Annotated in this window: 19 protein-coding genes; 6 read left to right on the top strand and 13 right to left on the bottom strand. The window is 71.8% G+C overall.

The window, feature by feature from the left end; genetic code table 11:
- Window positions 1-339: 339 nt before the first annotated feature.
- Window positions 340-1,347 (bottom strand): stage II sporulation protein M, encoded by a 1,008-nt coding sequence (locus tag ACFZBT_RS38285; RefSeq protein WP_391114310.1) that lies wholly within the window; start codon window positions 1,345-1,347, stop codon window positions 340-342.
- A gap of 128 nt (window positions 1,348-1,475) precedes the next feature.
- Between ACFZBT_RS38285 and ACFZBT_RS38280 the strand changes: the two genes are divergently transcribed.
- Complete coding sequence (locus tag ACFZBT_RS38280; RefSeq protein ID WP_391114307.1) at window positions 1,476-2,432, top strand: RDD family protein; 957 nt, start codon at window positions 1,476-1,478, stop codon at window positions 2,430-2,432.
- Between the two features lie 37 nt (window positions 2,433-2,469).
- Here the strand turns inward: ACFZBT_RS38280 and ACFZBT_RS38275 are convergent, their stop codons facing one another.
- Both ACFZBT_RS38275 and ahcY read right to left on the bottom strand, forming a co-directional pair.
- Window positions 2,470-3,084, bottom strand: coding sequence for a hypothetical protein (locus ACFZBT_RS38275; RefSeq protein WP_391114304.1), 615 nt, complete (start codon window positions 3,082-3,084; stop codon window positions 2,470-2,472).
- Window positions 3,085-3,200: 116 nt separating this feature from the next.
- Window positions 3,201-4,658, bottom strand: a complete 1,458-nt coding sequence (gene ahcY, locus ACFZBT_RS38270; protein WP_391114301.1) for an adenosylhomocysteinase — start codon at window positions 4,656-4,658, stop codon at window positions 3,201-3,203.
- A gap of 531 nt (window positions 4,659-5,189) precedes the next feature.
- Between ahcY and ACFZBT_RS38265 the strand changes: the two genes are divergently transcribed.
- Entirely contained in the window at window positions 5,190-7,232 is a 2,043-nt protein-coding gene (locus ACFZBT_RS38265; protein WP_391114299.1) for a fructose-specific PTS transporter subunit EIIC, read from the top strand.
- Window positions 7,233-7,305: 73 nt separating this feature from the next.
- Here ACFZBT_RS38265 and ACFZBT_RS38260 read toward each other — a convergent pair whose 3' ends face one another.
- The 7 genes from ACFZBT_RS38260 to ACFZBT_RS38230 all read right to left on the bottom strand — a co-directional run bounded on the left by ACFZBT_RS38260 (window position 7,306) and on the right by ACFZBT_RS38230 (window position 14,764).
- Window positions 7,306-8,286: a cation diffusion facilitator family transporter gene (locus ACFZBT_RS38260; RefSeq protein WP_391114296.1), complete on the bottom strand. Its 981-nt coding sequence runs from the start codon at window positions 8,284-8,286 to the stop codon at window positions 7,306-7,308.
- A 144-nt stretch (window positions 8,287-8,430) separates the two neighbouring features.
- Complete coding sequence (manA, locus tag ACFZBT_RS38255; RefSeq protein ID WP_391114293.1) at window positions 8,431-9,582, bottom strand: mannose-6-phosphate isomerase, class I; 1,152 nt, start codon at window positions 9,580-9,582, stop codon at window positions 8,431-8,433.
- 87 nt (window positions 9,583-9,669) lie between these two features.
- Window positions 9,670-10,797 carry an SIS domain-containing protein gene (locus tag ACFZBT_RS38250; RefSeq protein ID WP_391114290.1) on the bottom strand — a complete coding sequence of 376 codons (1,128 nt, stop codon included), beginning with the start codon at window positions 10,795-10,797 and terminating at the stop codon, window positions 9,670-9,672.
- Between the two features lie 112 nt (window positions 10,798-10,909).
- The gene (locus ACFZBT_RS38245) at window positions 10,910-11,080 is read right to left on the bottom strand and encodes a Trm112 family protein (RefSeq protein ID WP_184598287.1); all 171 of its coding nucleotides are present in this window, start codon (window positions 11,078-11,080) and stop codon (window positions 10,910-10,912) included.
- Window positions 11,081-11,151: 71 nt separating this feature from the next.
- A complete protein-coding gene (locus ACFZBT_RS38240) occupies window positions 11,152-12,516 on the bottom strand; it encodes a phosphomannomutase/phosphoglucomutase (protein ID WP_391114286.1) in 1,365 nt (454 codons plus the stop codon).
- A gap of 106 nt (window positions 12,517-12,622) precedes the next feature.
- Window positions 12,623-14,221, bottom strand: a complete 1,599-nt coding sequence (locus ACFZBT_RS38235) for a lactate permease LctP family transporter (protein ID WP_391114283.1) — start codon at window positions 14,219-14,221, stop codon at window positions 12,623-12,625.
- 120 nt (window positions 14,222-14,341) lie between these two features.
- Window positions 14,342-14,764, bottom strand: coding sequence for a DUF3499 domain-containing protein (locus tag ACFZBT_RS38230; RefSeq protein ID WP_189726709.1), 423 nt, complete (start codon window positions 14,762-14,764; stop codon window positions 14,342-14,344).
- A gap of 294 nt (window positions 14,765-15,058) precedes the next feature.
- Here ACFZBT_RS38230 and ACFZBT_RS38225 point away from each other — a divergent pair, with 294 nt between their 5' ends.
- Window positions 15,059-15,514: a metallopeptidase family protein gene (locus ACFZBT_RS38225; RefSeq protein ID WP_391114279.1), complete on the top strand. Its 456-nt coding sequence runs from the start codon at window positions 15,059-15,061 to the stop codon at window positions 15,512-15,514.
- 13 nt (window positions 15,515-15,527) lie between these two features.
- Here ACFZBT_RS38225 and ACFZBT_RS38220 read toward each other — a convergent pair whose 3' ends face one another.
- From ACFZBT_RS38220 to ACFZBT_RS38210, 3 genes are all read right to left on the bottom strand, one after another.
- The gene (locus tag ACFZBT_RS38220) at window positions 15,528-16,994 is read right to left on the bottom strand and encodes a DUF5719 family protein (protein WP_391114276.1); all 1,467 of its coding nucleotides are present in this window, start codon (window positions 16,992-16,994) and stop codon (window positions 15,528-15,530) included.
- The gene (locus ACFZBT_RS38215) at window positions 16,991-20,716 is read right to left on the bottom strand and encodes a glycosyltransferase (RefSeq protein ID WP_391114273.1); all 3,726 of its coding nucleotides are present in this window, start codon (window positions 20,714-20,716) and stop codon (window positions 16,991-16,993) included. The genes ACFZBT_RS38220 and ACFZBT_RS38215 overlap by 4 nt, the downstream gene beginning before the upstream one ends.
- 163 nt (window positions 20,717-20,879) lie before the next feature.
- Complete coding sequence (locus tag ACFZBT_RS38210) at window positions 20,880-21,143, bottom strand: WhiB family transcriptional regulator (protein WP_003990679.1); 264 nt, start codon at window positions 21,141-21,143, stop codon at window positions 20,880-20,882.
- Between the two features lie 660 nt (window positions 21,144-21,803).
- Between ACFZBT_RS38210 and ACFZBT_RS38205 the strand changes: the two genes are divergently transcribed.
- The 3 genes from ACFZBT_RS38205 to ACFZBT_RS38195 are packed head-to-tail and all read left to right on the top strand — an operon-like array spanning window position 21,804 to window position 24,613.
- On the top strand, window positions 21,804-22,310 hold the full coding sequence (locus ACFZBT_RS38205) for a cupin domain-containing protein (protein WP_391114270.1): 507 nt from the start codon (window positions 21,804-21,806) through the stop codon (window positions 22,308-22,310).
- A 33-nt stretch (window positions 22,311-22,343) separates the two neighbouring features.
- Entirely contained in the window at window positions 22,344-23,303 is a 960-nt protein-coding gene (gene cofD / locus ACFZBT_RS38200; RefSeq protein ID WP_391114268.1) for a 2-phospho-L-lactate transferase, read from the top strand.
- Entirely contained in the window at window positions 23,300-24,613 is a 1,314-nt protein-coding gene (locus ACFZBT_RS38195) for a coenzyme F420-0:L-glutamate ligase (RefSeq protein ID WP_391114266.1), read from the top strand. The genes cofD and ACFZBT_RS38195 overlap by 4 nt, the downstream gene beginning before the upstream one ends.
- Window positions 24,614-24,665 lie beyond the last annotated feature (52 nt).

Here is a 24,665-nt window from a genome sequence, read left to right as displayed (position 1 = left end):
CTTGCGTTTCCGACTCTATCAGATCTTTCCGATCCGATTTCCTCGGTGCTTTCCAGGTTCCCGCTTCCGCGTTTCCCTTTCCGGCGGTTCCGACTTTATCAGAAGTTTCAGGCCGTACTGACCGGCCGCTCATTTCCGAATCATCGGGAGTGGCTTCAATGAAATCAGCGTTTCAAGGAGCCGACAGATGCTCACGATCGCCGTCTGGGGTGGAACCCCTCTATAGGCAACTGTTCGAATCTACCTCCCCGCACTCGCCGTGTCAACGGCTCCTGCGGGGCGAAGAGGAGACTAGCAGCTGAACGGACGTGGTCGCACATCCGGCGGACGCAAGGACGTTTAGGCCGCTGTCGGAACGGTGGCGCTGCGCTCTGCTGCCTCTACGTCACCCGTGTCTCCGGCGCGGGCCGCCCGACCGCCCAAGACGTAGACGTAGGCGAGGAAGGCCAGTTCGGCGGCGACTCCGATGGTGATGCGCGCCCAGGTGGGAAGGCCCGAAGGGGTGACGAAGCCTTCGATGGCGCCGGAGACGAAGAGGACCAGGGCGAGGCCGATGGCCATGCCGATGGCGGCTCGGCCCTCTTCCGCCAAGGCCGTGCGTCGCGTGCGGGGGCCCGGGTCGATGAGGGTCCAGCCGAGGCGCAGGCCGGCGCCCGCGGCCACGAAGACGGCGGTCAGTTCTAGCAGGCCGTGCGGGAGGACCAGACCGAGGAAGGTGTCGAGGCGGCCGGCCGAGGACATCAGGCCGAAGCCGATGCCCAGGTTCAGCATGTTCTGGAAGAGGATCCAGATGACCGGAAGCCCCAGGAAGACCCCGAGGATCAGGCACAGGGCGGCGGCCCAGGCGTTGTTCGTCCAGACCTGGGCGGCGAAGCTGGCGGCCGGGTGGCTGGAGTAGTAGGTCTCGTACTGGCCGCCGGGGCGGGTGAGCTCGCGTAGTTCGCTGGGGGCCGCGATGGACGCCTGTACCGGAGGGTGGGTGCCGATCCACCAGCCCAGGAGCACGGCGACGGCCGTGGACAGGAGCGCGGTGGGTACCCACCAGTGACGTGACTTGTAGACCGCTGCGGGGAAGCCGTGGGCGAGGAAGCGGGTGACGTCGCGCCAGGAGGCTCGTCGGGTGCCTGTCACGGCACTACGCGCGCGTGCCACCAGCTGACTGAGCCGTCCGGTCAGCTGAGGGTCGGGGGCGCTGGACTGGATCAGGGAGAGGTGCGTGGCGGTGCGCTGGTAGAGGGTGACGAGTTCGTCGGCTTCGGCGCCGTTGAGGCGGCGCTGGCGACGCAGCAGGGCTTCGAGGCGGTCCCACTCCGCTCGGTGGGCGGAGACGAAGACGTCGAGGTCCATCGGTGTGCCTGCTCCTCGGCTGTTCGTCGAAGACTCGTCGTGGATCAGCTTGTCGTACTGCGGCGCGATGCGCCCTCAGCTTGGCAGACTGGCCCTGTCCGGGGCAGGGCAGGGGAAGGACGGCGGGCGTGAGTGAGCTGGTGACGGGTGAGGCTGTGGCGTTGGAGCTGCGCCCCGCGAGGCTGCCCAGCAGGGCGCTGGCCGTGCTGCTCGATCTTGTGGCGGCCATGGCCGTCTATGTGGCGGTGACCATCGTGCTGGTGACTTCCACGGCCTCGCTGGACGAGGCGGCGCAGACGGCGCTGTCGATCGCGACGTTCGTTCTCGTGCTGGTGGGTGCGCCGATCGCGGTGGAGACGCTCAGTCATGGGCGGTCGCTCGGGAAGATGGCGTGCGGACTGCGTGTGGTGCGGGACGACGGAGGTCCGATCCGGTTCCGGCATGCGCTGGTGCGGGGCTTGATCGCGGTGATCGAGATCCTCATGACCTTCGGGGTCGTGGCCTGTATCGCCTCGTTCGTGTCGGCGCGCGGGCGGCGGCTGGGGGATGTGTTCGCGGGAACCCTTGTCGTACGGGAGCGGATTCCGGTCACGCGGACCGGCTTTGTGCCGCCTCCTCCGCCCTGGCTGGCGGGACGGTTCTCGGGGCTCGATCTGTCCGCGGTGCCCGACGGATTGTGGCTCGCCGTCCGTCAGTACCTGACGCGTATGCAGCAGCTGGATCCGCAGGTGGGCTCGTCGATGGCGGAGCGGCTGGCGGCGGATCTGGCGGAGCGTACGGGGGCGCCGGTGCCGCAGGGTGTTCCCCCGGCGGCGTATCTGGCGGCGGTCGTGCAGGAGCGGCAGGCGCGGGAGTCCCGGCGGGCTATCGGTGGCGGTTCGGCTCCCGCTCCCGCTCCGGCTGCGGATGGGCCTTCGGCCGTGTACGGGGCTCCGGCTGCCGTGTACGGACCGCCGGCTGCTGGCCTGCCGCCCGTTGTGGCGCCTGGTGCGGCGTCCGGGTCGACTGGTGGGGATCGGCCTGGGAAGGCGCCGGAGGGGCCGACGGGTGACCGGCCAGGTACCGGGTTCGTGCCGCCGGCTTAGTGGGAGCGGGGCTGCCCGCCTCTCTGTGGCCGCCGGGTCAGGTGAATGTCGACGGCGGTGATTCGAGGTCCTCGAGCTCGATGCCGGGGGCCGCGAGGATCACGTCGCCGGCGAGGTGCACGGCGTGCTGCTCGCCCGTGTCCAGGTCTGTGACCTGGTATTCGTCCACGGTCAGCGGGCCGTTGTCAGTGGCGTGTGCTTCTCTCTTCAGCAGGGACCACGACTGATCCACGGTGCGCGGGGCGAGCACCGGGTCGGTGAAGGCGACGAGGCGTACGCGGGTGGCGGCCGCGGAGGGGGTGAGGCGCAGGAGACGGGCGGTGGCGACGAGGAATGCCGGGGAGGTGCCGGTGAAGGCGTGGGCGCGCACATTGCCTTCGGTGGCCTCGGTCCCGGTGGGGTCGGTGCGGACCCAGGTGACGCCGTCGAGGGCGGCTCCGCGGACTTGCCAGGCGGCGGCGTGGAGTTCGAGGCGGATGGGGCGGCCGAGCTCGTCGAGGGTGAGGTCGACGGAGCCGTGGTGATCGCCCGAGGGGGTGGTCAGCTGGGAGACGTAGCGCCAGCCGGAGGGGCCGGTGGCGCAGTGGAAGTGCTCTTCTGCGAGGGGGGTGTGATCGTGCGGATCGTGGAGCGAATAGCGGCCGCGGGGCATGGGGGTCGTCCTGGGGCTTGACGGGCCGGTCCGGCCGCTGGTCCGGGAAAGGGGCAGGCCCCCGGCACGGGGGTGCGGGGGCCTGCCTCGAAGGACCTGCTGCCGGGCGGCTCGGCTCAGTAGCGGTAGTGGTCCGGCTTGAACGGGCCCTCGACCTGGACGCCGATGTACTCGGCCTGCTCGGGGCGGAGCGTGGTCAGCTTCACGCCGAGCGAGTCGAGGTGGAGGCGGGCGACCTTCTCGTCGAGGTGCTTGGGCAGCACGTAGACGCCGGTCGGGTACTCGTCGGGCTTGGTGAACAGCTCGATCTGGGCCAGGGTCTGGTCCGCGAAGGAGTTGGACATCACGAACGACGGGTGGCCGGTGGCGTTGCCCAGGTTCAGCAGGCGGCCCTCGGACAGGACGATGAGCACCTTGCCGTCGGGGAACGTCCAGGTGTGGACCTGCGGCTTGACCTCGTCCTTGACGATGCCGGGAATCCTGGCGAGGCCGGCCATGTCGATCTCGTTGTCGAAGTGGCCGATGTTGCCGACGATCGCCTGGTGCTTCATCTTGGCCATGTCCGAGGCCATGATGATGTCCTTGTTGCCGGTCGTGGTGACGAAGATGTCGGCCTTGTCGACGACCTCGTCCAGCGTGGTGACCTGGTAGCCGTCCATCGCCGCCTGAAGCGCGCAGATCGGGTCGATCTCCGTGATGATCACGCGGGCGCCCTGGCCGCGCAGGGACTCCGCGCAGCCCTTGCCCACGTCGCCGTAGCCGAAGACGACCGCGGTCTTGCCGCCGATCAGGACGTCGGTGGCCCGGTTGATGCCGTCGACGAGCGAGTGGCGGCAGCCGTACTTGTTGTCGAACTTCGACTTGGTGACGGCGTCGTTGACGTTGATCGCCGGGAACAGGAGGTTGCCGTCGCGTTGCATCTCGTACAGACGGTGCACGCCGGTCGTGGTCTCCTCGGTGACACCGCGGATCTCCGAGGCGAGCTGGGTCCACTTCTGGGAGCCGTCGGTGATGGTGCGGTTGAGGAGTTCGAGGATGACGCGGTGCTCGTCGTTCTCGGCGGTGTCGACCGAGGGGACCTTGCCGTCCTTCTCGTACTCGACGCCCTTGTGGACCAGGAGGGTGGCGTCACCACCGTCGTCGAGGATCATGTTCGGGCCGCCGGTGGGGCTGTCCGGCCAGGTCAGCGCCTGCTCCGTGCACCACCAGTACTCCTCCAGCGTCTCGCCCTTCCAGGCGAAGACCGGGACGCCCTGGGGGTTGTCGGGCGTGCCGTTCGGACCGACGGCGATGGCGGCCGCGGCGTGGTCCTGGGTGGAGAAGATGTTGCAGGAGGCCCAGCGGACCTGCGCGCCCAGGGCGACCAGGGTCTCGATGAGCACGGCCGTCTGCACGGTCATGTGCAGGGAGCCGGTGACACGGGCGCCGGCGAGGGGCTGCGCCTCGGCGTATTCCTTGCGGATCGCCATCAGGCCCGGCATCTCATGCTCGGCGAGGGTGATCTCCTTGCGGCCGAAGTCGGCCAGGGAGAGGTCGGCGACCTTGAAGTCCTGTCGGTTGTCGACAGTCGTCATTGGGAGCTGCTCCTCGGAGTTGGGTCGAGGTGTATACGGCTGGTCTGCGCGGCGGCGGGCACAGGGGTGCCCAGGGAGGACACTGGCATGCCCGCGTACACGCAGCGCAGTCCGTCGGAGGCCCTCTCTCCCTCGGCCGGTCCGCGGTGGGACCGCCCGACCGCCATCAGCAGCGACGTCTGGCTCCGTCCCAAGCTACACCGGGAGGCCGGGCCGTCCCCAGTCCGTGTCCGAACAGATCGCGCCATCGAGCAGGAGGGGCCGCCCGGGGGGCGGGGGTTGGTCGGGCCGTGGAGGCAGGTCACGGGACGGCGGGTGTGCGGGCGGTGGGCGGGCGGGCGGTGGGCGGGCGCGATAACAGGACACCAACGAACGGTCGACACGAGGCGACAAAGCGGAACTATCAGGGATCTTTTGACCTTTGAGTCTGCGGCGGGGTGGTGCAGGATGCCCGGGAGATCTGAACAACTGATCGATCTTGCGGGGCGTCCGGGACGGCGATCCGCATGACAAAGGCGTTAGGAGATCGATGTGACCAGTCCGGCCGGCCCTCCCCCCACGGGCAGCGGTGACGGCGAGCAGAAGAGGTTGAAGCTGCTCGCGGTGACCGCCTGTCCGACCGGCATCGCCCACACGTACATGGCGGCTGAGAAGCTCGCGCAGGCCGCCGAGAGCCGCGGTATCGAGATGAAGGTGGAGACGCAGGGGTCCATCGGGGCTGAAAACGTCCTCGATGACAACGATGTCAAGCACGCCGACGGCGTCATCGTCGCCGCGGACAAGGACGTGGATCTGAGCCGTTTCGCGGGGAAGCGGGTCCTGACCGTCGGGGTGTCGGAGGGCATTCGTCACCCGGAGCAGTTGATCGAGCGGGTGCTGTCGGCGCCCGTGCACGCGGAAGGGGGCGCCCCCACGGCTCCCGCGGCCGGTGGCGGCAAGGAGCGGAGCCTCGGGTACAAGGCGCTGATGAACGGGGTCAGTTACATGATCCCGTTCGTCGTGGTCGGCGGGCTGCTGATCGCGATATCGCTCTCGCTCGGCGGGCATGCCGATCCGTCGGGCGGTCTGGTCATCCCGAAGGACTCCTTCTGGATGGATGTGAACAACATCGGTGTCATCGGCTTCACGCTGATGGTGCCGATCCTGTCCGGCTACATCGCGTATGCCATCGGGGACCGGCCCGCGCTCGTGCCCGGCATGATCGGCGGCTGGATCGCCAACACCGGTGAGCTGTACGACTCCAAGGCGGGCGCCGGGTTCATCGGGGCGATCGTGACCGGGTTCCTCGCCGGGTATCTGGTGTTGTGGATCAAGAAGGTCAAGGTCCCGAAGTTCGCGCAGCCGATCATGCCGATCATCGTGATCCCGATCGTGGCGACGACGGCGCTCGGGCTGTTCTTCATCTATGTCATCGGCCAGCCGATCTCCTGGGTGTTCGAGCACCTGACCGACTGGCTCAGCGGGATGACCGGCACCAGCGCGATCCTGCTCGGCGCGGTCCTGGGGCTCATGATCGCGTTCGACATGGGCGGGCCGGTCAACAAGACGGCGTTCCTGTTCGGGACCGGGCTCATCGCGACCGGCAACCAGACGGTCATGGGCATGTGCGCGGCCGCGATCCCGGTCATGCCGCTGGGGCAGGGGCTGGCCACGCTGATACGGAAGCGGCTGTACTCCGAGCAGGAGCGGGAGACGGGGCTGGCCTCGCTGTTCATGGGCTGCTTCGGCATTTCTGAGGGGGCGATCCCGTTCGCGGCCGCGCGGCCCGCGCAGGTCATCCCCGCCAACATGCTGGGCGGCGCGGTCGCCGGTGCGGTCGCCGGGGTCGCCGGGGTCGAGGACGCGGTGCCGCACGGCGGGCCGATCGTGGCCGTGCTGGGTGCGGTGAGCGGCGTGCCGATGTTCTTCGTGGCCGTGGTGATCGGCTCGCTCGTCACCGCGCTGACGACGGTGGCCCTTGTCGACCTGGGTGAGCGCAGGCGGCGCGGGGACGCGGGCTTCGGTGCGGGTGCTGCTGGGCTTGAGCCCGCGCCGGCCGGAGTGCTCAGTGGCGGTGGCGGTGCGGTCGTAGAACAGACGACCGTGCGTGCGACGTCCGGCCCCGGCGGCACCTCCGCCGAGGTTCTCTCCGGTTACCTCACCGACGGGACCGTCAAGGTCGGCCTCGAAGCGGGCGACAAGGAGGCCGCCATCCGGGAGATGGCGGAGCTGCTGGCCCGTACCGGCAAGGTCGCGGACCTGGACGAACTGGTGGCGACCGCGCTGCGGCGGGAGGCGCAGGGCACGACCGGGCTCGGTGAGGAGATCGCGATTCCGCATGCCAAGACGGATGCGGTGACGGAGCCGGTCGTCGGTTTCGCGCGGTCCGCTCAGGGCGTCGAATGGGGCTCGCTGGACGGCACGAAGGCGCGGCTGGTGTTCATGATCGCCGTGCCGGAGGCGGCGGCGGGTGACGAGCACCTGAGGATTCTGGCGCTGCTGTCGCGGAAGTTGATGGACGCCGGGTTCCGGGAGCGGCTGCTGGACGCGTCGGACCGGTCGGCTCTCCTCCAGGTGTTGCGCGAGGTCGAGTAGGAGGAAGCGCTGAGGGCCCGCCGATTGGTTCGGCGGGCCCTCAGCGCGTTCGGGCAAGTGCTGCTGCGGGACGTCAGTGTCCGGCGTCGCTCGGCGTCGGTCCCCCGGGCGTCGCCTCGGGGTCGGGACCCTTGGCGGCTTCGGTCTCGCTGTAGATGTCCGGCTCGAGGTAGATCACGCGGGCGATCGGGACGGCCTCGCGGATGCGGGACTCGGCGGCGTCGATGGCGGCGGCGATCTCGGTGGCCGTCTCCTCGTGGCGGACGGCGATCTTGGCGGCGACGAGGAGTTCCTCGGGGCCGAGGTGGAGCGTGCGCATGTGGATGATGCGGGTGACCGTGTCGCCGTCGACGAGGGCGGTCTCGATCTTCTGCGTCTCCTCGACGCCGGCGGACTCGCCGAGCAGCAGCGACTTGGTCTCGGCGGCGAGGACCAGGGCGATCAGGATGAGCAGGATGCCGATGCAGAGGGTGCCGACGCCGTCCCAGACGCTGTCGCCGGTGAGCAGGGCGAGGCCGACGCCGCCGAGGGCGAGGATCAGTCCGACGAGGGCGCCGAGGTCCTCCAGCAGGACGACCGGGAGCTCGGGGGCCTTGGCGTGGCGGACGAACTCCTTCCAGGACTTGCGCCCACGCAGGACGTTGGACTCCTTGATGGCGGTCCGGAAGGAGAACGTCTCGGCGATGATCGCGAAGACCAGGACGCCGACCGGCCAGTACCAGTGCGTCAGCTCGTGCGGGTGCTTGATCTTCTCGTAGCCCTCGTAGAGGGCGAACATGCCGCCGACCGAGAAGAGGACGATCGAGACGAGGAAGGCGTAGATGTAGCGCTCGCGGCCGTAGCCGAAGGGGTGTTGCGGGGTGGCCTCGCGCTTCGCCTTCTTGCCGCCGAGGAGGAGGAGTGCCTGGTTGCCGGAGTCGGCGAGCGAGTGCACGGACTCGGCGAGCATCGAGGACGAGCCGCTGAAGAGGAACGCCACGAACTTCGCTACCGCGATCGCGAGGTTGGCGGCCAGTGCCGCCACGATCGCCTTGGTTCCGCCTGACGCGCTCATATGTTCGCGTTGTCCCTTCGTACGCCGTTCCAGGGCCCGGGCGCTCGCCTTGGTGCGTCGCCCTTGGCTTTGCCCGTGCTTGACGGTGGGCCATTGTTGCAGCCCGCTCCGGCAGCGGTGCGGCAGGTCACCGTCGTAGGGAGGTCAGGCGATGACCGTAGCCCGGAAGAGGGTGCCGGTTCCGGACACTTCGGCCTTTTCGCCGGCCGGGACGAAGACGGACCGGCCCGGCGTGAGGTCGTGCTCGCCCGCGCGGACGGCGCCGGCCGTGCAGAGCAGGATCTGCGGGGTCGGACGCGTGAGGTCGTGGGTGGCGCCGGCCTCGGGCAGGACGTAGCGGGAGAGGCGGAACTCGTCGATCGGGGTCTCGTATACCTCCTCGCCGTCCGGGGAGGCCTCGGGGCGCAGGACGCCGGGGTCGCCGGCGCGGAAGTGGACGATGCGCAGGAGTTCGGGGACGTCGACGTGCTTGGGGGTGAGGCCGCAGCGCAGGACGTTGTCGGAGTTGGCCATGATCTCCACGCCGAGGCCCTGGAGGTAGGCGTGCGGGACGCCGGCGCCGAGGTAGAGGGCCTCGCCGGGCTGGAGCCGGACGTGGTTGAGCAGCATCGCGGCGATGACGCCGGGGTCGCCCGGGTAGTGGTGGGCGATGTCGGCGTAGGGGGCGTAGGCACCGCCGAGGCGGTCGCAGGCGGCGGCCGCCTCCTCGACCGTGCGGGACATCTCGTCGGGGTCGGCGGTGAGGATCGCCGTGAGGACCTCGCGCAGGGCCGCGTCCTCGGGGTGGGCGTGCAGCAGGTCGACGTACGGCTTGAGGGAGTCGACGCCGAGGTCGTCGAGCAGGCCGGCGGCCTCGAGCGGGTCGCGGAAGCCGCACAGGCCGTCGAACTCGGTGAGCGCGCAGATCAGTTCGGGCTTGTGGTTGGCGTCCTTGTAGTTGCGGTGCGGCGCGTCCACGGGGATGCCACGGCGCTCCTCGTCCGCATAGCCCTCCTTCGCCTGCGCCAGGTCGGGGTGGACCTGGAGGGAGAGCGGGGCTCCGGCGGCGAGGATCTTGAGGAGGAAGGGCAGGCGGGGGCCGAACTTGGCGACGGCGGCAGGGCCGAGTTCCTTCTCGGGGGCGGCGTCGACGACCTCGACTAGCGTGCCCCGGCCGGTGCGCGAGGGGGCGCCCGGGTGGGCTCCCATCCACATCTCCGCCTGCGGCTCGCCGGTCGGTTCGACGCCGAGCAGGTTCGGAATGGCGGTCGGGGAACCCCAGGCGTAGGGGCGGATGGTGTTGTCGAGGCGGTCCATGGGGATCTCTCTGGTCCTGTGAGTGCGTACGTACGCCTGCTGCTCCCGGGCGGCTGCCGCGTGGGCGTCAGGGTGTCCCGGGCATGATCAGGCCCTCGAAGCGAGCGCCAGGTAAACGGCGGCGAAATCCGTGATGGCGATCAGTTCGGCGAGGGTCTCCAGCTCGTCGCCCGCCTCCGGTTCCAGTTCGCTGATCGGGGTGTCGTGGCTGAGGGCCAGGTCGCGGGCGCCGGGGGCGGCGGTGAGGCCGCCGATGGGGCGGTCGCGGAGCAGCACCACGCGCGCGTGGAGGGCGGGTGCCTCCTCGACGCGGTCGCGGAAGAAGTCGTCGGGGTCGGCGCTGGCGGCCAGCGGGCCCGCGAGCAGGGCGCTGTGCGCGGCGAGGGCCTCGGGCAGTTCGGCGACGACCGCGGGGGTGCCGGACAGTTCGGCGAGGGCGGCGGCGAACCGGCGGCCGGCCGGTCCGGCCGAGACACCCTCGGTCCAGACGATGGGGAGCGCGTCGGCGAGTTCGGCGGCCAGGGTCTTGGCGGCGTTGCTGTACGTCGCGATGGCGGGGCCGCAGCGTTCGGCGATGCGGTCGAGGCGGTCGGCGACCTTGCCGAGGGCCTCCGGCGGGGCGGTGAGCACGCCCGCGCGGTCCAGGAGCGCGAGGAGCGGGGTGAGCAGGGCCCACAGGACGCCGGGGGCGGAGGCGGCGAAGGGCTCTTCCTGGTCGTACGGGGCGGTCGCCATGGGGACGAACAGGCCGTGCGAGCCGTTCACGGCGTCGGCGAGGGGGGACCTGCTGGGGGCTACGGCGACGACGGTGCAGCCGCGGCGGTAGGCCTGCTCGGCGAGGAGGGAGAGGCCCGGTTCGGTCCCGTCCGGGGTGGTGATCAGGAGGAGATCCACCGAGCCGACCCAGCCTGGCAGTTCCCAGCGCAGGGCGCCCGCGGCGGGGGCGACGCCGGTGGGAGCCAGGCGGGTGACCGGGCTGCCGGCGCCGGCGAGCGTGCCGAGGAGGTCGGCAGCGTGGGTGGCGGCGGCGCCCGGGCCGGCGATCAGGACGCCGCGGGGGCGGCCGTCGGGCTTGAGGTCGTTTATGCCCGCCTCGGCGGCGTGGCGGGCGGCCGTGCGGACGCGCGCGCCGGCTTCCGCGGCGCCGCGGAGCAGGCCTCGGTGGTCGGCCTCAGCCAGGCCCTCGGGGGAGTCGAGCAGCGATTCGTCGAGCATGGGGCGGCAGCCTCCGATCGCCGGGGTCCGTTATGGGGTGTCGTCCTACTGCGGTGCCCGTTGTGCCGGGGGCTATGTGCACCGGGCTCACGCGGGTGTCCGCCCGGGTGTCCTAGGCGGGGCGGCGGGCCTCGTCGACCAGGAGGACGGGGATGCCGTCGCGGACGGGGTAGGCCAGGGCGCAGCTCTGGTCGGTGCAGATCAGTTCGGTGTCCTGCTCCTTGAGCGGGGCGTGGCAGGCCGGGCAGGCGAGGATGTCCAGGAGGCCGGATTCGAGGGGCATAGGGGGTTCCTTCGAGGTGCGGGCGCTTGGGGTTGTGCCAGGTCAGGTTACCGCCGGTGGGGGGTGGGGCCTCAGCCTCTGATGATCGCCAGCGCCTCGTCCCTCACCCGGGCCATCGTCTGCGGGTCCCTCGCCTCCGCGTTCAGGCGCAGCAGCGGCTCGGTGTTGGAGGGGCGGACGTTGAACCACCAGTCGGCGGCGGAGACGGTGAGGCCGTCGAGTTCGTCCAGTTCCACGCCCTCGCGGGTCTCGTACGCGGAGCGGATCGCGGCGAGGCGGGCCGTCTGGTCGGTGACCGTGGAGTTGATCTCGCCGGAGCCCGCGTAGCGGTCGTACTGGGCGACGAGGGCGGAGAGGGGGCCCGCCTGGCCGCCCAGGGCCGCCAGGACGTGGAGGGCGGCCAGCATGCCCGTGTCGGCGTTCCAGAAGTCGCGGAAGTAGTAGTGCGCGGAGTGCTCGCCGCCGAAGATCGCGCCCGACCTGGCCATCTCCGCCTTGATGAAGGAGTGGCCCACGCGGGTGCGGACCGGGTCGCCGCCGTTCTCCTTGACGACCTCGGGGACCGACCAGGACGTGATCAGGTTGTGGATGATCACGCCCTTGCCGCCGTGCCTGGCGAGCTCGCGGGAGGCGACCAGCGCGGTGATCGCGGACGGGGAGACCGGCTCACCGCGCTCGTCGACGACGAAGCAGCGGTCGGCGTCGCCGTCGAAGGCGAGACCCAGGTCGGCGCCCTCCTCACGGACGCGCTTCCGCAGGTCGACGAGGTTGGCCGGGTCGAGAGGGTTGGCCTCGTGGTTGGGGAAGGTGCCGTCGAGCTCGAAGTACATCGGGACCAGGGTCACCGGCAGGCCGGCGAAGACCTCGGGAACCGTGTGGCCGCCCATGCCGTTGCCCGCGTCGACGACGGCCTTCAGGGGGCGGACGGAGGCCAGGTCGACCAGCGAGAGCAGGTGCGCCGCGTAGTCCGGCAACGTGTCGCGGCCGGTGATCGTTCCCGTCTTCGCGGCCGGCTCCGGGGCGCCCGACTCGCTCCAGCCCTCGACGAGTTCGCGGATCTCCGCGAGGCCGGTGTCCTGGCCGACCGGGGCGGCGCCCGCGCGGCACATCTTGATGCCGTTGTACTGCGCCGGGTTGTGGGAGGCGGTGAACATGGCGCCCGGCAGGTCCAGCGCGCCCGAGGCGTAGTACAGCTGGTCCGTCGAGCACAGGCCGATCTCCGTGACGTCGGCGCCCTGCGCGGCGGCACCGCGCGCGAAGGCACGCGACAGGCCCGGTGAGGAGGGCCGCATGTCGTGCCCGGTCGCGATGGCACTCGCACCGGTGACCCGGACGAAGGCCGCCCCGAAGAGCTCGGCCAGGGACTCGTCCCACTGGTCCGGCACGACCCCGCGTACGTCGTACGCCTTCACGACCTGCGACAGATCAGCAGCCACGGCCAACCTTCCCTGAAAAAGTACTGTCGGTCGGCCCAAACTACCCGGCCCCGCTGACAGCGCGCCGTGCGGACGCTGTGCGGGTGCCCGGACCTCGCCTCGGGCGTCAGGGCAGCATCCAGCCCAGGACCGGTGTGCTCTGGCCTACGACGATCAGGCACATGACCAGCAGCAGGCCCAGGCTCCACGGCAGCACCTGGCGCAGCAGGTCGCCCTCCCGGCCTGCGAGGCCGACGGCCGCGCAGGGGGAGATCATCTTGCCGAGGACGCCACCGGAGCTGTTGGCGGCGGCCAGCAGGTCGGGAGAGAGTCCCGATTCGCGGGCGGCGGTCACCTGGAGGGCGCCGAAGAGGGCGTTGGCCGAGGTGTCGGATCCGGTCACGGCGACTCCGAACCAGCCGAGGACGGGTGAGAGGAACGCCAGTCCGGCTCCGGCCGCCGCGACGAAGTGGCCGATCGTCGCCGCCTGGCCGGAGAGGTTCATGACGTAGGCGAGCGCCAGCACGGAGGTCACCGTCAGGATCGCGAAGCGCAGCTCGTGGACGGTCGCGAGCCACTCTTTGACCGCCACGCGCGCGTGCACCCCGATGACGGCGGCCGTGCAGACGCCGGCGAGGAGCACCAGCGTGCCGCCGGTCGAGACGATCGGCCAGGTGAAGACGTTGCCGCTGACCGGGTCTCCGTCCGGCCCCGCCACGTTCAGGAAGGGCCAGTCGTAGGTCTGGGTGGTCTGGGCGAGCCAGTCCTTGAGGGCCGGTATCTGCGCGAGGGAGAAGATCACGACGATCAGCGCGTAGGGGGCGTAGGCGCGCAGGATCTCGCGGGGCGGGTCCTCCTGGTCGAGTTCCTCACTGCGGGCGCCGGTCAGCACGGAGGCGCGGACGGACTCGGCGGCGGGCACGCGCGCGTGCGGTACGGCGACCAGGGCGCCGGCGCCGGCCAGGGCGGCTCCGATGTCGGCGAGTTGGGCGGAGACGTAGTTGGAGGCGGCGAACTGGGCGACGGCGAAGGCGACTCCGCACGCCAGGGCGGGCACCCAGGTCTCGCGCAGCCCGCGCCGGCCGTCCACGAGCCAGACCAGCACCAGGGGCACCACGAGGGCCAGCAGCGGCGTCTGACGGCCCACCACGGACGCCACGGAGTCCAGGGGCAGTCCGGTGACCTGGGCGAGGGTGACGACCGGTGTGCCCATCGCGCCGAAGGCCACGGGCGCGGTGTTGGCGACCAGGGCGACCACGGCGGCGCGCACCGGTTCGAAGCCGAGGGCGACCAGCATGACCGCGCTGATCGCGACGGGCGCCCCGAATCCGGCGAGTGCCTCCAGCAACGCCCCGAAGCAGAAGGCGATGACGAGTGCCTGGATGCGCGGGTCGTCGGAGAGCCGCCCGAAGGACCGGCGCAGGATGTCGAAGTGCCGGGTGCGGACGGTCATCCGGTACACCCACAGGGCGTTGACGACGATCCACAGGATGGGGAAGAGGCCGAAGACGGCGCCCTGGGCGGCGCTGGAGAGGGTCTGGCCGAGAGGCATGCCGTACGCGAGCCGGGCGACGAGCACGGCGGCGAGGAGGCCGGTCAGGCCCGCGAGGTGCGCTTTGAGGCGGACGCCGCCGAGCAGGACCAGGACGATCACCAGGGGTAAGGCCGCCACGAGGGCGGACACACCCAGTGAGCCGGCGACGGGTTCCAGTTCCTGGACGTACAACGGGCGCCTCCCCGGTTTCCGTCATGTGAAAGCGATTTCTCGCATCCCCAAACGGAATGGTCATGTCCGCGCCAAGCTCGCGTCAATGGGTGTGCGCGAGACAGCGGCCGGACGGGGCGCTCAGTTGTCGGGGGACCGCAGAACCCGCAGATGACCCCGCCGCGCGACCTCCATCGGGTCGGCCGCACGCCCTCCGCCACCGGCCCCGGCCGCCCGCTCCTGAGGGCGGGCCGCCTCGCGCACGGCGTTGGCAAGGGCTTCCAGGTCGTCGCCGCTGGGGCGGGCCGGGGCGGACCCGTCGAGGAGCCGGACGACCTCCCAGCCGCGCGGGGCGGTGAGGCGCTCGGAGTGCTCGGCGCACAGGTCGTAGCAGTGGGGTTCGGCGTAGGTGGCGAGCGGGCCGAGGACCGCGGTCGAGTCGGCGTAGACGTACGTCAGCGTCGCGACGGCGGGACGGCCGCAGGCGGTGCGCGAACAGCGACGTACAGGGCTCACGATGTTGGACGGTACCGCACTCTTGAGCGGGCCGCGACGACTCTCCACCAGGTCACTCCACCGTGTCGCGTTGTGAAACGCCCCACAGGACCCTGCCGACCCACCCGGCTGACCTGCCCGGACACCGTCGCCCGGCGGTGCGGACGAGCCCCCAAGCGGACAAGAGTCGTCACAAAACCCTCAATTGCCGTGACGTCACCGGTCTCGGCGAGATACGGAATCAAGCCCAACCTTGGCTTGAATGCTCATGTAACGACATGCCGTGGGCGTCGGCCAGAAGCCGTGCGTGCCGCCGCGCGGTGCCGGGCACACGTGCGTGGCGGGGACTACCCTTCAGCAGTGATGGAGAAGCCCGTAACGCCCCGTGCCGCCGCCCCCGGGCCCCGCCGTCGTGATCGCCACGGCCGGGGCATGCGCGGCCCGATCGCACCGCCGCAGGTGCCGCTCGCCGCGAGCCGCGCGGAGGCGTTCGCGGATCTGGTGCAGGACTCCGTGGAGCGTCTGGAGCGGCGGTGGCCGCAGCTCGCCGACATCGATTTCCTGGTGCTGGAGGTGCCGCGGCTCGACGGGCCCGGCGATGCCTGGAACGACGAGGCGGTTCCGCTCGGCGGCACCATCGGCGCGCGCGAGGGGCGCCCCGCGCGCGTGGTGGTCTACCGGCGGCCGGTAGAGATCCGCACCAAGGGGCGCGACGAGCGGGCGGCGCTGGTGCACGAGGTCGTCGTCGAGCAGGTCGCCGAGCTGCTGGGGCTGACGCCGGAGACGGTGGATCCGCGGTACGGCGAGGAGCAGGGCTGAGAAGCCGCGCCGGCTACTTCTGCAGCACCGACAGGTCCTCGTCCGCCTCCGGTACCGCCACCGTGCCCCGGTCGTCGGGGAGTGTCTGCACGGTGAAGGCGGGAACGCCGCTCTCGTCGGCCGCCAGGGTGCGGGCGCCGTAGACCGGGCCGCCGGAGACCGACTCGACCGTGAGGGCGTAGGTGCCCTTGAGGCCGCCGGGGGCCGGGGGCTCGATGTCCTGGGTCGTGCCTGCCTTGATCGTGTACGTCTTCGATGCCGGGGTGCCGCCCTCGCTGCCCGCCGAGGCGGTGACCTTGACCGTGGCGGCTCGGCCAGGGGCGGTCAGGGACAGGGTGCTGCCCTTGGCGCTGTTGTCCGCGGACGTCGCGCGCGTGCCGACGGGGCGGGTGGCCGGGATGAACGCCGTCTCCTGCTTGTCGCCCTTGCCGCGTACGACCCGCAGCGCCGCCACGACCGGTACGGACCGGTCCGTCGGCGTCAGCACCAGGGAGCCCGCCTCGCCGCGTGTGACGTCACCGAGGTCGACGGCGGTCGTCATGCCGCCCTTGACGTGCACCGTCTCGTGCCCGGCCGGGGTGATCAGACCGGAGGGGGAGGCGAGGCGCACCTTCAGGTCCGCGTCCTCGTCGCCAGGGGTGAAGGCGACCAGGCGCACGGAGGTGGCGTCCTTGGGGATGCCGGGCAGGACCAGGCCGCCCGAGGGGTCCGTGGACGCGGCCAGCCAGTCGCCGCCGAGCTTGTCGTCCAGGGCCTGCACGGAAGCGCCGACGCGTCCGCTGCGGACGTTGACGTGCACGGTCAGGTTGGTCTGCTCCTCGTCCGTGAGCGTGGACAGCAGGACCGGCTCACTGGAGTGCGGCTGCACGGTGATGCCCTCCCCCACCGGGGACTGCAGGGTGCCGTCCTTGCCGTAGAGCTCGACGTCGACCACGGCGGCCGAGTCGTCGGGGTTCGTCAGGTGGACGTAGTCGGTGCGATCGGCCGCCGTGCTGGCGCCCGGGAACCAGAAACTCGTGTCCGGAGCCGTGCAGTTGACGCCCTGAAGGCCGCGCCCGGTCCCCGCGGCGACCTCCGTGGTCTCCTGGACGGTCCAGCCGGGCGCGAACCTGCCGTCTGCGGTCCCGACGAGCGCGGGCGCGTCGGAACCCGAGCTGTCCCCGGTGACCGGCTTGCCGGGCTCCTTGGGAGTGAGCACGGGCTTTTCGGCCTTGCCCTTGGCCGAAGCCTGGAGTTCGGCCTTGCCGCCGCTGCCCGTGCCCTTCGTGACGGGTGTGAAGGACGTGTACGACGTCTCGGCGAGGTCGGACGTGCTGGGCGCCGGGCACAGCAGACTCGTGCGCTCCACGGGCAGTTGGGCGGCCGCCTTGGCGGTGGCGTCCGCACCGCCCGGGGTGTCCGGGGCGGACAGCGCGGCGAAGCCGGTGACGGCGGCGAGCGCGGTCACGCCGGCGATCAGGGACAGGGTGGTGCGGTTCACTGCTGGCTCCCGTCGGGACGCTCACTGCCCGTGCCGTGGGGGCGGTGCTGCTGTTGCTGCTCCTGCGCCGGGTCGTACGGCGTGCCGTAGCCCTGGTTGTAGGCCTGGTCGTAGCCCGCCGGGTCGTACTGCGGTGCCTGGGGCGAGCCGCCGTACGCGTACGGGTCGTACTGGCCGCCCTGGTACGGGTCCGCCTGGTACTGCCCGCCGTGGGCGTCCGCCGGGTACGGGGCGGCCTGGTACTGGTCGCCGTAGCCCGCGTACTCGCCGCCCGGGTAGCCCGCGGCATCCCACTGACCGCCGTTCTGCTGCTGCGGCACCGCCGCCGGCGGCTGCTCTGGCTGCGGGGGCGGGAACTCCCCGGTCCCGGGGGTTCCTTCCGCCTCGGTCTCGGCCTCGGCCTGGGCGCGCAGGCGGCGGGCGCGGCGGCCCTCGCCGGCGACCGCCTGGGCCGGGACGGCCGGCTCCTCGGGCATGTCGTCGTCGATGTCGCGGCGCCGGCCGGGCAGGGCGAGCACCACGAGGACGACGGCGAGCAGGCCCTGCGTCCACAGCCACACGGTGTGGCCGATCGGGTCGTCGTAGGTGACGTCCAGCGTGCCGCCGGTGGCGGGGAGTTCGAAGCCCTGGGCCCAGCCGTCGACCGTGGTGCGGGTCAGCGGCTTGCCGTCCAGCGTGGCGGTCCAGCCGTCGGCCGCGGTGTCGGCGAGGCGCAGTACGCGCCCGTCGGTTCCGGTCGGGATCGTGGTGTGGATGTCGACGGGCCCGGCGGCGACGGGCTGCGGGGTGCCGGATCCGGAGGCGGGGACGATGGCGGCGCGCGCGACCTGCCGGTCGAGGCGCCAGAGCGCGCCGCCGCCCTGCTGGCTGAGCCGGGTCAGGCCGGGCGTGGCGTCCAGGACTCGGGTGACCTCGCGGGGCGCGCCCTGGTGGACGAGGACGTAGCGCACGGCGAAGCCGCCGAGCTGGTCGGCCTGGTCGGCGCCGGAGCCGGCGACGAGGTTGGCGACGACCTTGTCGAGCCTGCTGTTCTCACCGTCGGCCGCGGCCACCTCGCCGTCGCCGAGGCGGGCGCCGGAGCCGCGCACCAGCATGTAGCCGACGTGGGCGCTTGAGTCGCTGTCGAGGACGAGGGTGCGGGCCTGGTCGCTGCTGCCGCTCTCCTCGGCGACGAACGCGGGGACCTGGGTCGGGTCGCGCCGCTCCAAGGGCCCGTCGGCGCCGCGGATCATCCAGCCTGCGGCGACGAGCAGCGGGCCCGCGGCCGAGGCGAAGGCGATCAGCACGGCGACCGGCTGGCGCCAGCCGAAGCTCTGCTCGGCCACGCGCGCGCGTGCCCCGTCGGCGCCGAGCGCGGCGGCCGCCAGGAGGGCGATGCCGTAGACGAGGGTCGCGGGGCCGGCCCAGGTGGAGCTGTTGGACAGGGCCGCGAGGACGAAGCCCACGAGGGCGACCGCCCAGGCCGTGCGGATGCCCGACTGGCGCTCCGAGCGCAGCAGGGCGGCGAGCGCGGCCAGCACGATGCCGATGAGCATCAGGCCGCTGACGGTGCCGGGGCCGCCCGGGCTGGCGCCGAGCAGGTCGAGGGCGGAGGCGGAGCCGGCTCCGTACTCCAGGCCGGCCTGCTGGAAGAAGCCGAACGGGAGCAGCGACAGCGACCAGGGCGCGAGGACCAGCAGGGGCGTGCCGAGCTGGGCGAGGAACCGTGTCCCGTACGCCGTGATGTCCGTCCGGCGCACGGCCAGCAGCCCCACTCCGAGGATCAGCGCGACGGGCCACACGATCGGGGTGAACGCGGTGGTGATGGTCAGCAGCAGTGCGTACGCCCAGGTGGCGCGCCAACTGCCCCGCGCTGCCGCCGGGTTCGCCAGGCCACTGGCCGCGATGCCCGCGCGCGCGATGAGTGGCAGCAGGACGGCCAGGACCGCCGTGCCGATGCGGCCGCCGGCGAGGGCGCCGGTGGCGGCGGGCAGGAAGGCGTAGCCGACGGCCGCCCACGCGCGCAGCAGCCGGGACTCGACCAGCGGGCGGGAGGCGAAGTAGGCGGCGACACCGGCCAGCGGCACCGAGCAGACGAGCAGGACGGTGACGGCGAGGCCGGTCGAGCCGAACAGCAGGGACGCCAGCATCGCGACGAGCGCGACGTACGGCGGCGCGGAGGAGGTGCCGCCGGCGCCGACCGGGTGCCAGGCGTCCAGGTAGCGCGCCCACAGGGCGGCGGAGTCGGCCGGGGCGGGCAGCAGGGCGCCGCCCGCGAGCGCGCCGCCGCCGAGGAGTTCACGGCAGGCGAGCAGGGAGACGAGCAGCAGGACGAGGAAGAGCACCGGGCCGGGCTTGCGCGCGATGCGCTTGAGCCGGGCGAACTGCTCGATCTGCAGGAAGTCCGCGTCGTCGCCGCCGGGGCCCGACTCGACGGCACCGCCGTGCCGTCCGGCACCGGAGGCGGCCTCGGGGTCGGAACTGCCGACGAGATTGCCCGCGACCTGCTCCACGGTCATGCGGACGGTCGCGCCGGGCGGCGGGAACAGCGGCCGCAGTTCGCCCTTGTCGACCTGGGGGGTGCCTCTGCGGCGCCGCCCGGCGAGGATCCGCTCGGGCCGCAGCAGGGTGCCCATGAGGCCGCGGATCTCGTCGACGGCCTGTCCGGGGACCTTGCCGACGAGGTAGGCGACGGTGCGCAGCAGGGTGCCGAGCACGACGCGCAACAGCACCCAGGGGAGCACGGCCGTACGCGTGTTGACGAGCAGGCTGTAGACGGCGCCGGCCTTGTCGACCTTGTGCGGGGACGCGGAGGTGCGCCCCACGCAGTCGACGGCGCGGCGCTCCCGGGAGGCCGCCTCGGCGTGCCGGACGACGGCTTCCGGGGCGATGAGCACGCGGTGGCCCGCGGCGTGCGCGCGCCAGCACAGGTCGAGGTCGTCGCGCATGAGGGGCAGGTGCCGGTCGAAGCCGCCGAGTTGTTCGAAGACGTCGCGGCGGACGAGCATGCCGGCGGTGGACACCGACAGCACGGTCCGGACGTGGTCGTGCTGGCCCTGGTCCTGCTCCCGGCGGTCCAGGCCGGTCCAGCGGCGGCCGGAGTTGGCGATGGAGACGCCGACCTCCAGCAGCTGCCGCCGGTCGTACCAGCCGCGGAGCTTGGGGCCCACGACGGCGACGTCCTCGCGGCCCAGCTCGTACTCGTTGTCCACGACGCGCAGCAGCTGGGCCAGGGCGTCGGGCTCCGGGGCGCAGTCGTCGTGCAGCAGCCACAGCCATTGCACCGGCTCGCCGTGCGGGAGCTCGGGCATGTCGTAGGCGTCGTCCCGCCACGAGCGCGTGACGGGGTCCCAGCCACTGGGGCGCTTCAGGTACGGCAGTTCGTCCGGGGTGAGGACCGGGGCGCTGCGGTCGCACTCCTCGACTGCCTGGCCGAAGCCGGTACGGCGGGCGAGGTGCAGCACCCGGTCGGCGCCGAGCGCGTCGGTGACCAGCTGGGCGGAGGCGTCCGCGCTGCCGGTGTCGGCCCCCATCGCGTACTGGACGGGGCGCTCCTGGCCGAGCAGCCCGGCGAGCGCCTCGGGCAGCCAGCGGGCGCCGTCGTGGGAGACGAGGACCGCGGTCACCACATGACGCGGGAACTCGGGCGGGCGGGCCGGGTCGAACGCAGGTGGGCGGGCCGGGTCAAACACGGCTGTGGCAGCGGGGTCGTGATGGGCTGCCGGGTGGCTGTGCACGGACATCGAGGTACGGGCCCCGGTTCGGTGGACTGCGGTGGACGCCTGCGACCGGCGGGGGCCGCGGGGCGTCTCGGACGAGCGCCCACACTATCGGCTGGCAGCAAGCGGGCCCGCCGCCTGTGGACAACCCACCGGCGACGGGCCGTTCACGCACCCATGGGTCCGGTCAGACCGCGGCCTTCTTCAGCCGGCGGCGCTCCCGCTCGGAGAGGCCGCCCCAGATGCCGAAGCGCTCGTCGTTGGCGAGGGCGTACTCGAGGCACTCGGAGCGGACCTCGCAGGAGAGACAGACCTTCTTGGCCTCCCGGGTCGAGCCGCCCTTCTCGGGGAAGAAGGACTCGGGGTCGGTCTGGGCGCACAGCGCGCGCTCCTGCCAGCCGAGTTCCTCGTCCGCGTCGTCGACCAGCAGTTGCTGCACCAGCTCGGTCATGTGCGCCCCTCGTCTGTTCTTTTCCGCGTCCCCGTGATGTAGCCGTTACCGATTGCGGCTGAACGACACGAGTGAAATTACAAGTGTGCTGCTCCGGGCGAGTCAAGCCGAGATCTGCTATTGAGCCCCTTATTCACTCTGCGGAACCAAGGCCATGCGGAAAGTGTTCAAATCGGCATAAACCTTGACACGCTGGCGGAGCCCGCGAGAGGCCCCACCGTCACCCGGACCCCGTACGGACCTGTACAGGGGAGGACGCCCAGGAGTTCGATCTCGTTCCGACGCACATGCCGAAGCGAATCTGATCACAGTCTGATCACGAGTACGCAACGAGGTTTGTGCGCCCGGTGAACGCCAAGTGTCCCGACCTGGCCATGAACAAACCTTTCATCTGAGTGAACGACCGGATGAGGTGAACCTCGTCCCACATACCGGGTGCCGAGTTGACACCGGAGGTGTGAGCCGGTGTCCTAGTGGGCATGCTCGCGAACTTGGCACTCACCTCGACCCGCACCGCCGGGTCCCACGGTGCTGCCCGCGCTCGCTGTAGCTGTTGCTGTTCCAGCTGTTGAGCCACACCCGCTCCAGCTGAAGGCCGAGCCACCAGTCCCTCGGCCCTTGTTCCCTCTGACCTACTTTCACTGAGGAACCACGCACCCCATGAACAGCGACAGCGACCTCCAGATCGCCGGTGACATCCTCGAAGTCCCGCACCTGCTCCAGCTGGAGCGCGAGCACCCGGCCACCGTGGCCGAGTTCGTCGGCCTCGCCCGCTCCATCGCCGCCGACCGCTCCCAGTGGGAGCACCTCGTCCGCTACGACGCGACCACCCGCTGGTACCACCGGCTGCGCACCGGCCCGGGCTACGAGGTGTGGCTGCTGTCCTGGGTGCCCGGGCAGGGCAGCGGGCCGCACGACCACGGCCGCTCCTCCGGTGTGCTGACCGTGCTGGACGGCACGCTGACGGAGCGCACGGAGCGGGGCACGCGCGCGTTGCGGGCGGGCGCGCAGCGTGTGTTCGCGCCGGGGTACGTGCACGAGGTGGTGAACGACGCACTGGAGCCGGCGGTGAGCCTGCACGTCTATTACCCGGGGCTGACGGAGATGCCGATGCACACGGCGCAGCACTGCGAGGCCCGGAGCGTACCGGGTGCCGTAACTGCCTGACTCGTTGTCGTAGGGGCCTGCAAGACTGCACCCATGCGCATTGTGGTTCTGGCAGGCGGCATCGGTGGTGCCCGGTTCCTGCGTGGTCTGAAGCGGGCCGCGCCGGACGCGGACATCACGGTCATCGGCAACACCGGAGACGACATCCACCTCTTCGGGCTGAAGGTCTGCCCGGACCTCGACACGGTGATGTACACGCTCGGCGGCGGCATCAACGAGGAACAGGGCTGGGGCCGTGCCGACGAGACCTTCCATCTCAAGGAGGAGCTCGCGGCGTACGGCGTCGGGCCCGAGTGGTTCGGCCTGGGCGACCGGGACTTCGCGACGCACATCGTGCGGACCCAGATGCTCGGCGCCGGGTACCCGCTGAGCGCGGTGACGGAGGCGCTGTGCGAGCGCTGGAAGCCGGGCGTGCGGCTGATCCCGATGTCCGACGACCGTGTCGAGACCCATGTCGCCGTCGAGGTCGACGGGGAGCGCAAGGCGGTCCACTTCCAGGAGTACTGGGTGCGGTTGCGCGCCTCGGTGCCCGCCGAGGCGATCGTGCCGGTGGGCGCCGACCAGGCGAAGCCCGCTCCGGGGGTCCTGGAGGCCATCGCCGAGGCGGACGTGATCCTCTTCCCGCCGTCCAACCCGGTCGTGTCGATCGGCACGATCCTCGCCGTGCCCGGCATCCGGGAGGCGATCGCCGACGCCGGGGTGCCGGTGATCGGCCTGTCCCCCATCGTCGGCGACGCGCCAGTGCGGGGCATGGCCGACAAGGTGCTGGCCGCCGTGGGCGTCGAGTCGACCGCGGCGGCGGTGGCCGAGCACTACGGCTCGGGCCTGCTGGACGGCTGGCTCGTGGACACGGTGGACGCGGGCGTGGTGGAGCGGGTCGAGGCGGCCGGGGTGCGCTGCCGGGCCGTGCCGCTGATGATGACCGACACCGACGCGACCGCGCGGATGGCCCGCGAGGCGCTGGCCCTGGCGGAGGAGGTGCGGGGCGCATGAGCGGCGAGGGTGCCGAGGGGTACCGGGTCTGGGCCGTGCCCGGGCTGCCCGAGGTCGCGGCCGGGGACGACCTGGCCAAGCTGATCGCGGCCGCCGAGCCCGGTCTGGCCGACGGGGACGTGCTGCTCGTCACCTCGAAGATCGTGTCCAAGGCGGAGGGCCGGATCGTCCAGGCGGCCGACCGGGAGGCGGCCATCGACGCGGAGACGGTACGGGTGGTGGCCCGGCGCGGCGCCCTCCGGATCGTCGAGAACCGGCAGGGCCTGGTCATGGCCGCGGCCGGGGTCGACGCGTCCAACACCCCTTCCGGGACCGTGCTGTTGCTGCCCGAGGACCCGGACGCGTCCGCCCGCGCGATCCGTGACGGGCTGCGGGACATCCTCGGCGTCGAGGTAGGAGTCGTCGTCACCGACACGTTCGGGCGGCCCTGGCGCGCGGGGCTCACGGATGTCGCGATCGGCGCCGCCGGGGTGCGCGTCCTGGACGATCTGCGCGGGGGCACGGACGCGTACGGCAATCCGCTCAGCGCCACCGTCGTCGCCACGGCCGACGAACTCGCCTCCGCGGGCGATCTGGTCAAGGGCAAGGCAGCGGGTCTGCCGGTGGCCGTCGTCCGCGGGCTTTCGGACCTGGTCGCGGAGGACGGCGACGCGGAGGGAGCGCGAGCCATGGTGCGCGGCGCGCGCGACGACATGTTCCGGCTCGGCACGTCGGAGGCGGTACGGCTGGCGGTGACCCAGCGGCGTACGGTCCGGGCCTTCACGGACGAGCCCGTCGACCCCGGTGCCGTACGGCGGGCGGTGGCCGCCGCCGTGACGGCTCCGGCGCCGCACCACACCACGCCGTGGCGTTTCGTGCTGCTGGAGTCCGAGGAGTCGCGGACGCGACTGCTCGACGCCATGCGTGACGCCTGGATCGCCGATCTGCGGCGGGACGGCAAGACGGAGGAGTCCATCGCCAAGCGGGTGCGGCGCGGGGACGTCCTGCGGAACGCTCCGTACCTCGTCGTCCCCTGCCTGGTCATGGACGGCTCGCACAGCTACGGCGATCCGCGGCGGGACGGCGCCGAGCGGGAGATGTTCGTGGTCGCCTCGGGCGCCGGTGTGCAGAACCTCCTGGTCGCGCTGGCCGGGGAGCGGCTGGGGTCGGCGTGGGTGTCGTCGACGATGTTCTGCCGGGACGTGGTGCGCGAGGAGCTGGGGCTGCCGGCGGACTGGGATCCGATGGGCGCGGTGGCGGTCGGGCATCCGGCGGAGGAACCGCGGCCTCGGCCGGAGCGAGACGCGGGGGCGTTCATCGAGGTGCGGTGACCGGAGTGCGGCGGCGTCTACGCTCGTAGGGCCGCCTCTCTCCGCATTCCAG

It is taken from the genome of Streptomyces sp. NPDC008137 (assembly GCF_042957035.1).
In the GTDB taxonomy this organism is placed as follows: Bacteria; Actinomycetota; Actinomycetes; order Streptomycetales; family Streptomycetaceae; genus Streptomyces.
This window is presented reverse-complemented; position numbering and strand designations above follow the sequence as displayed.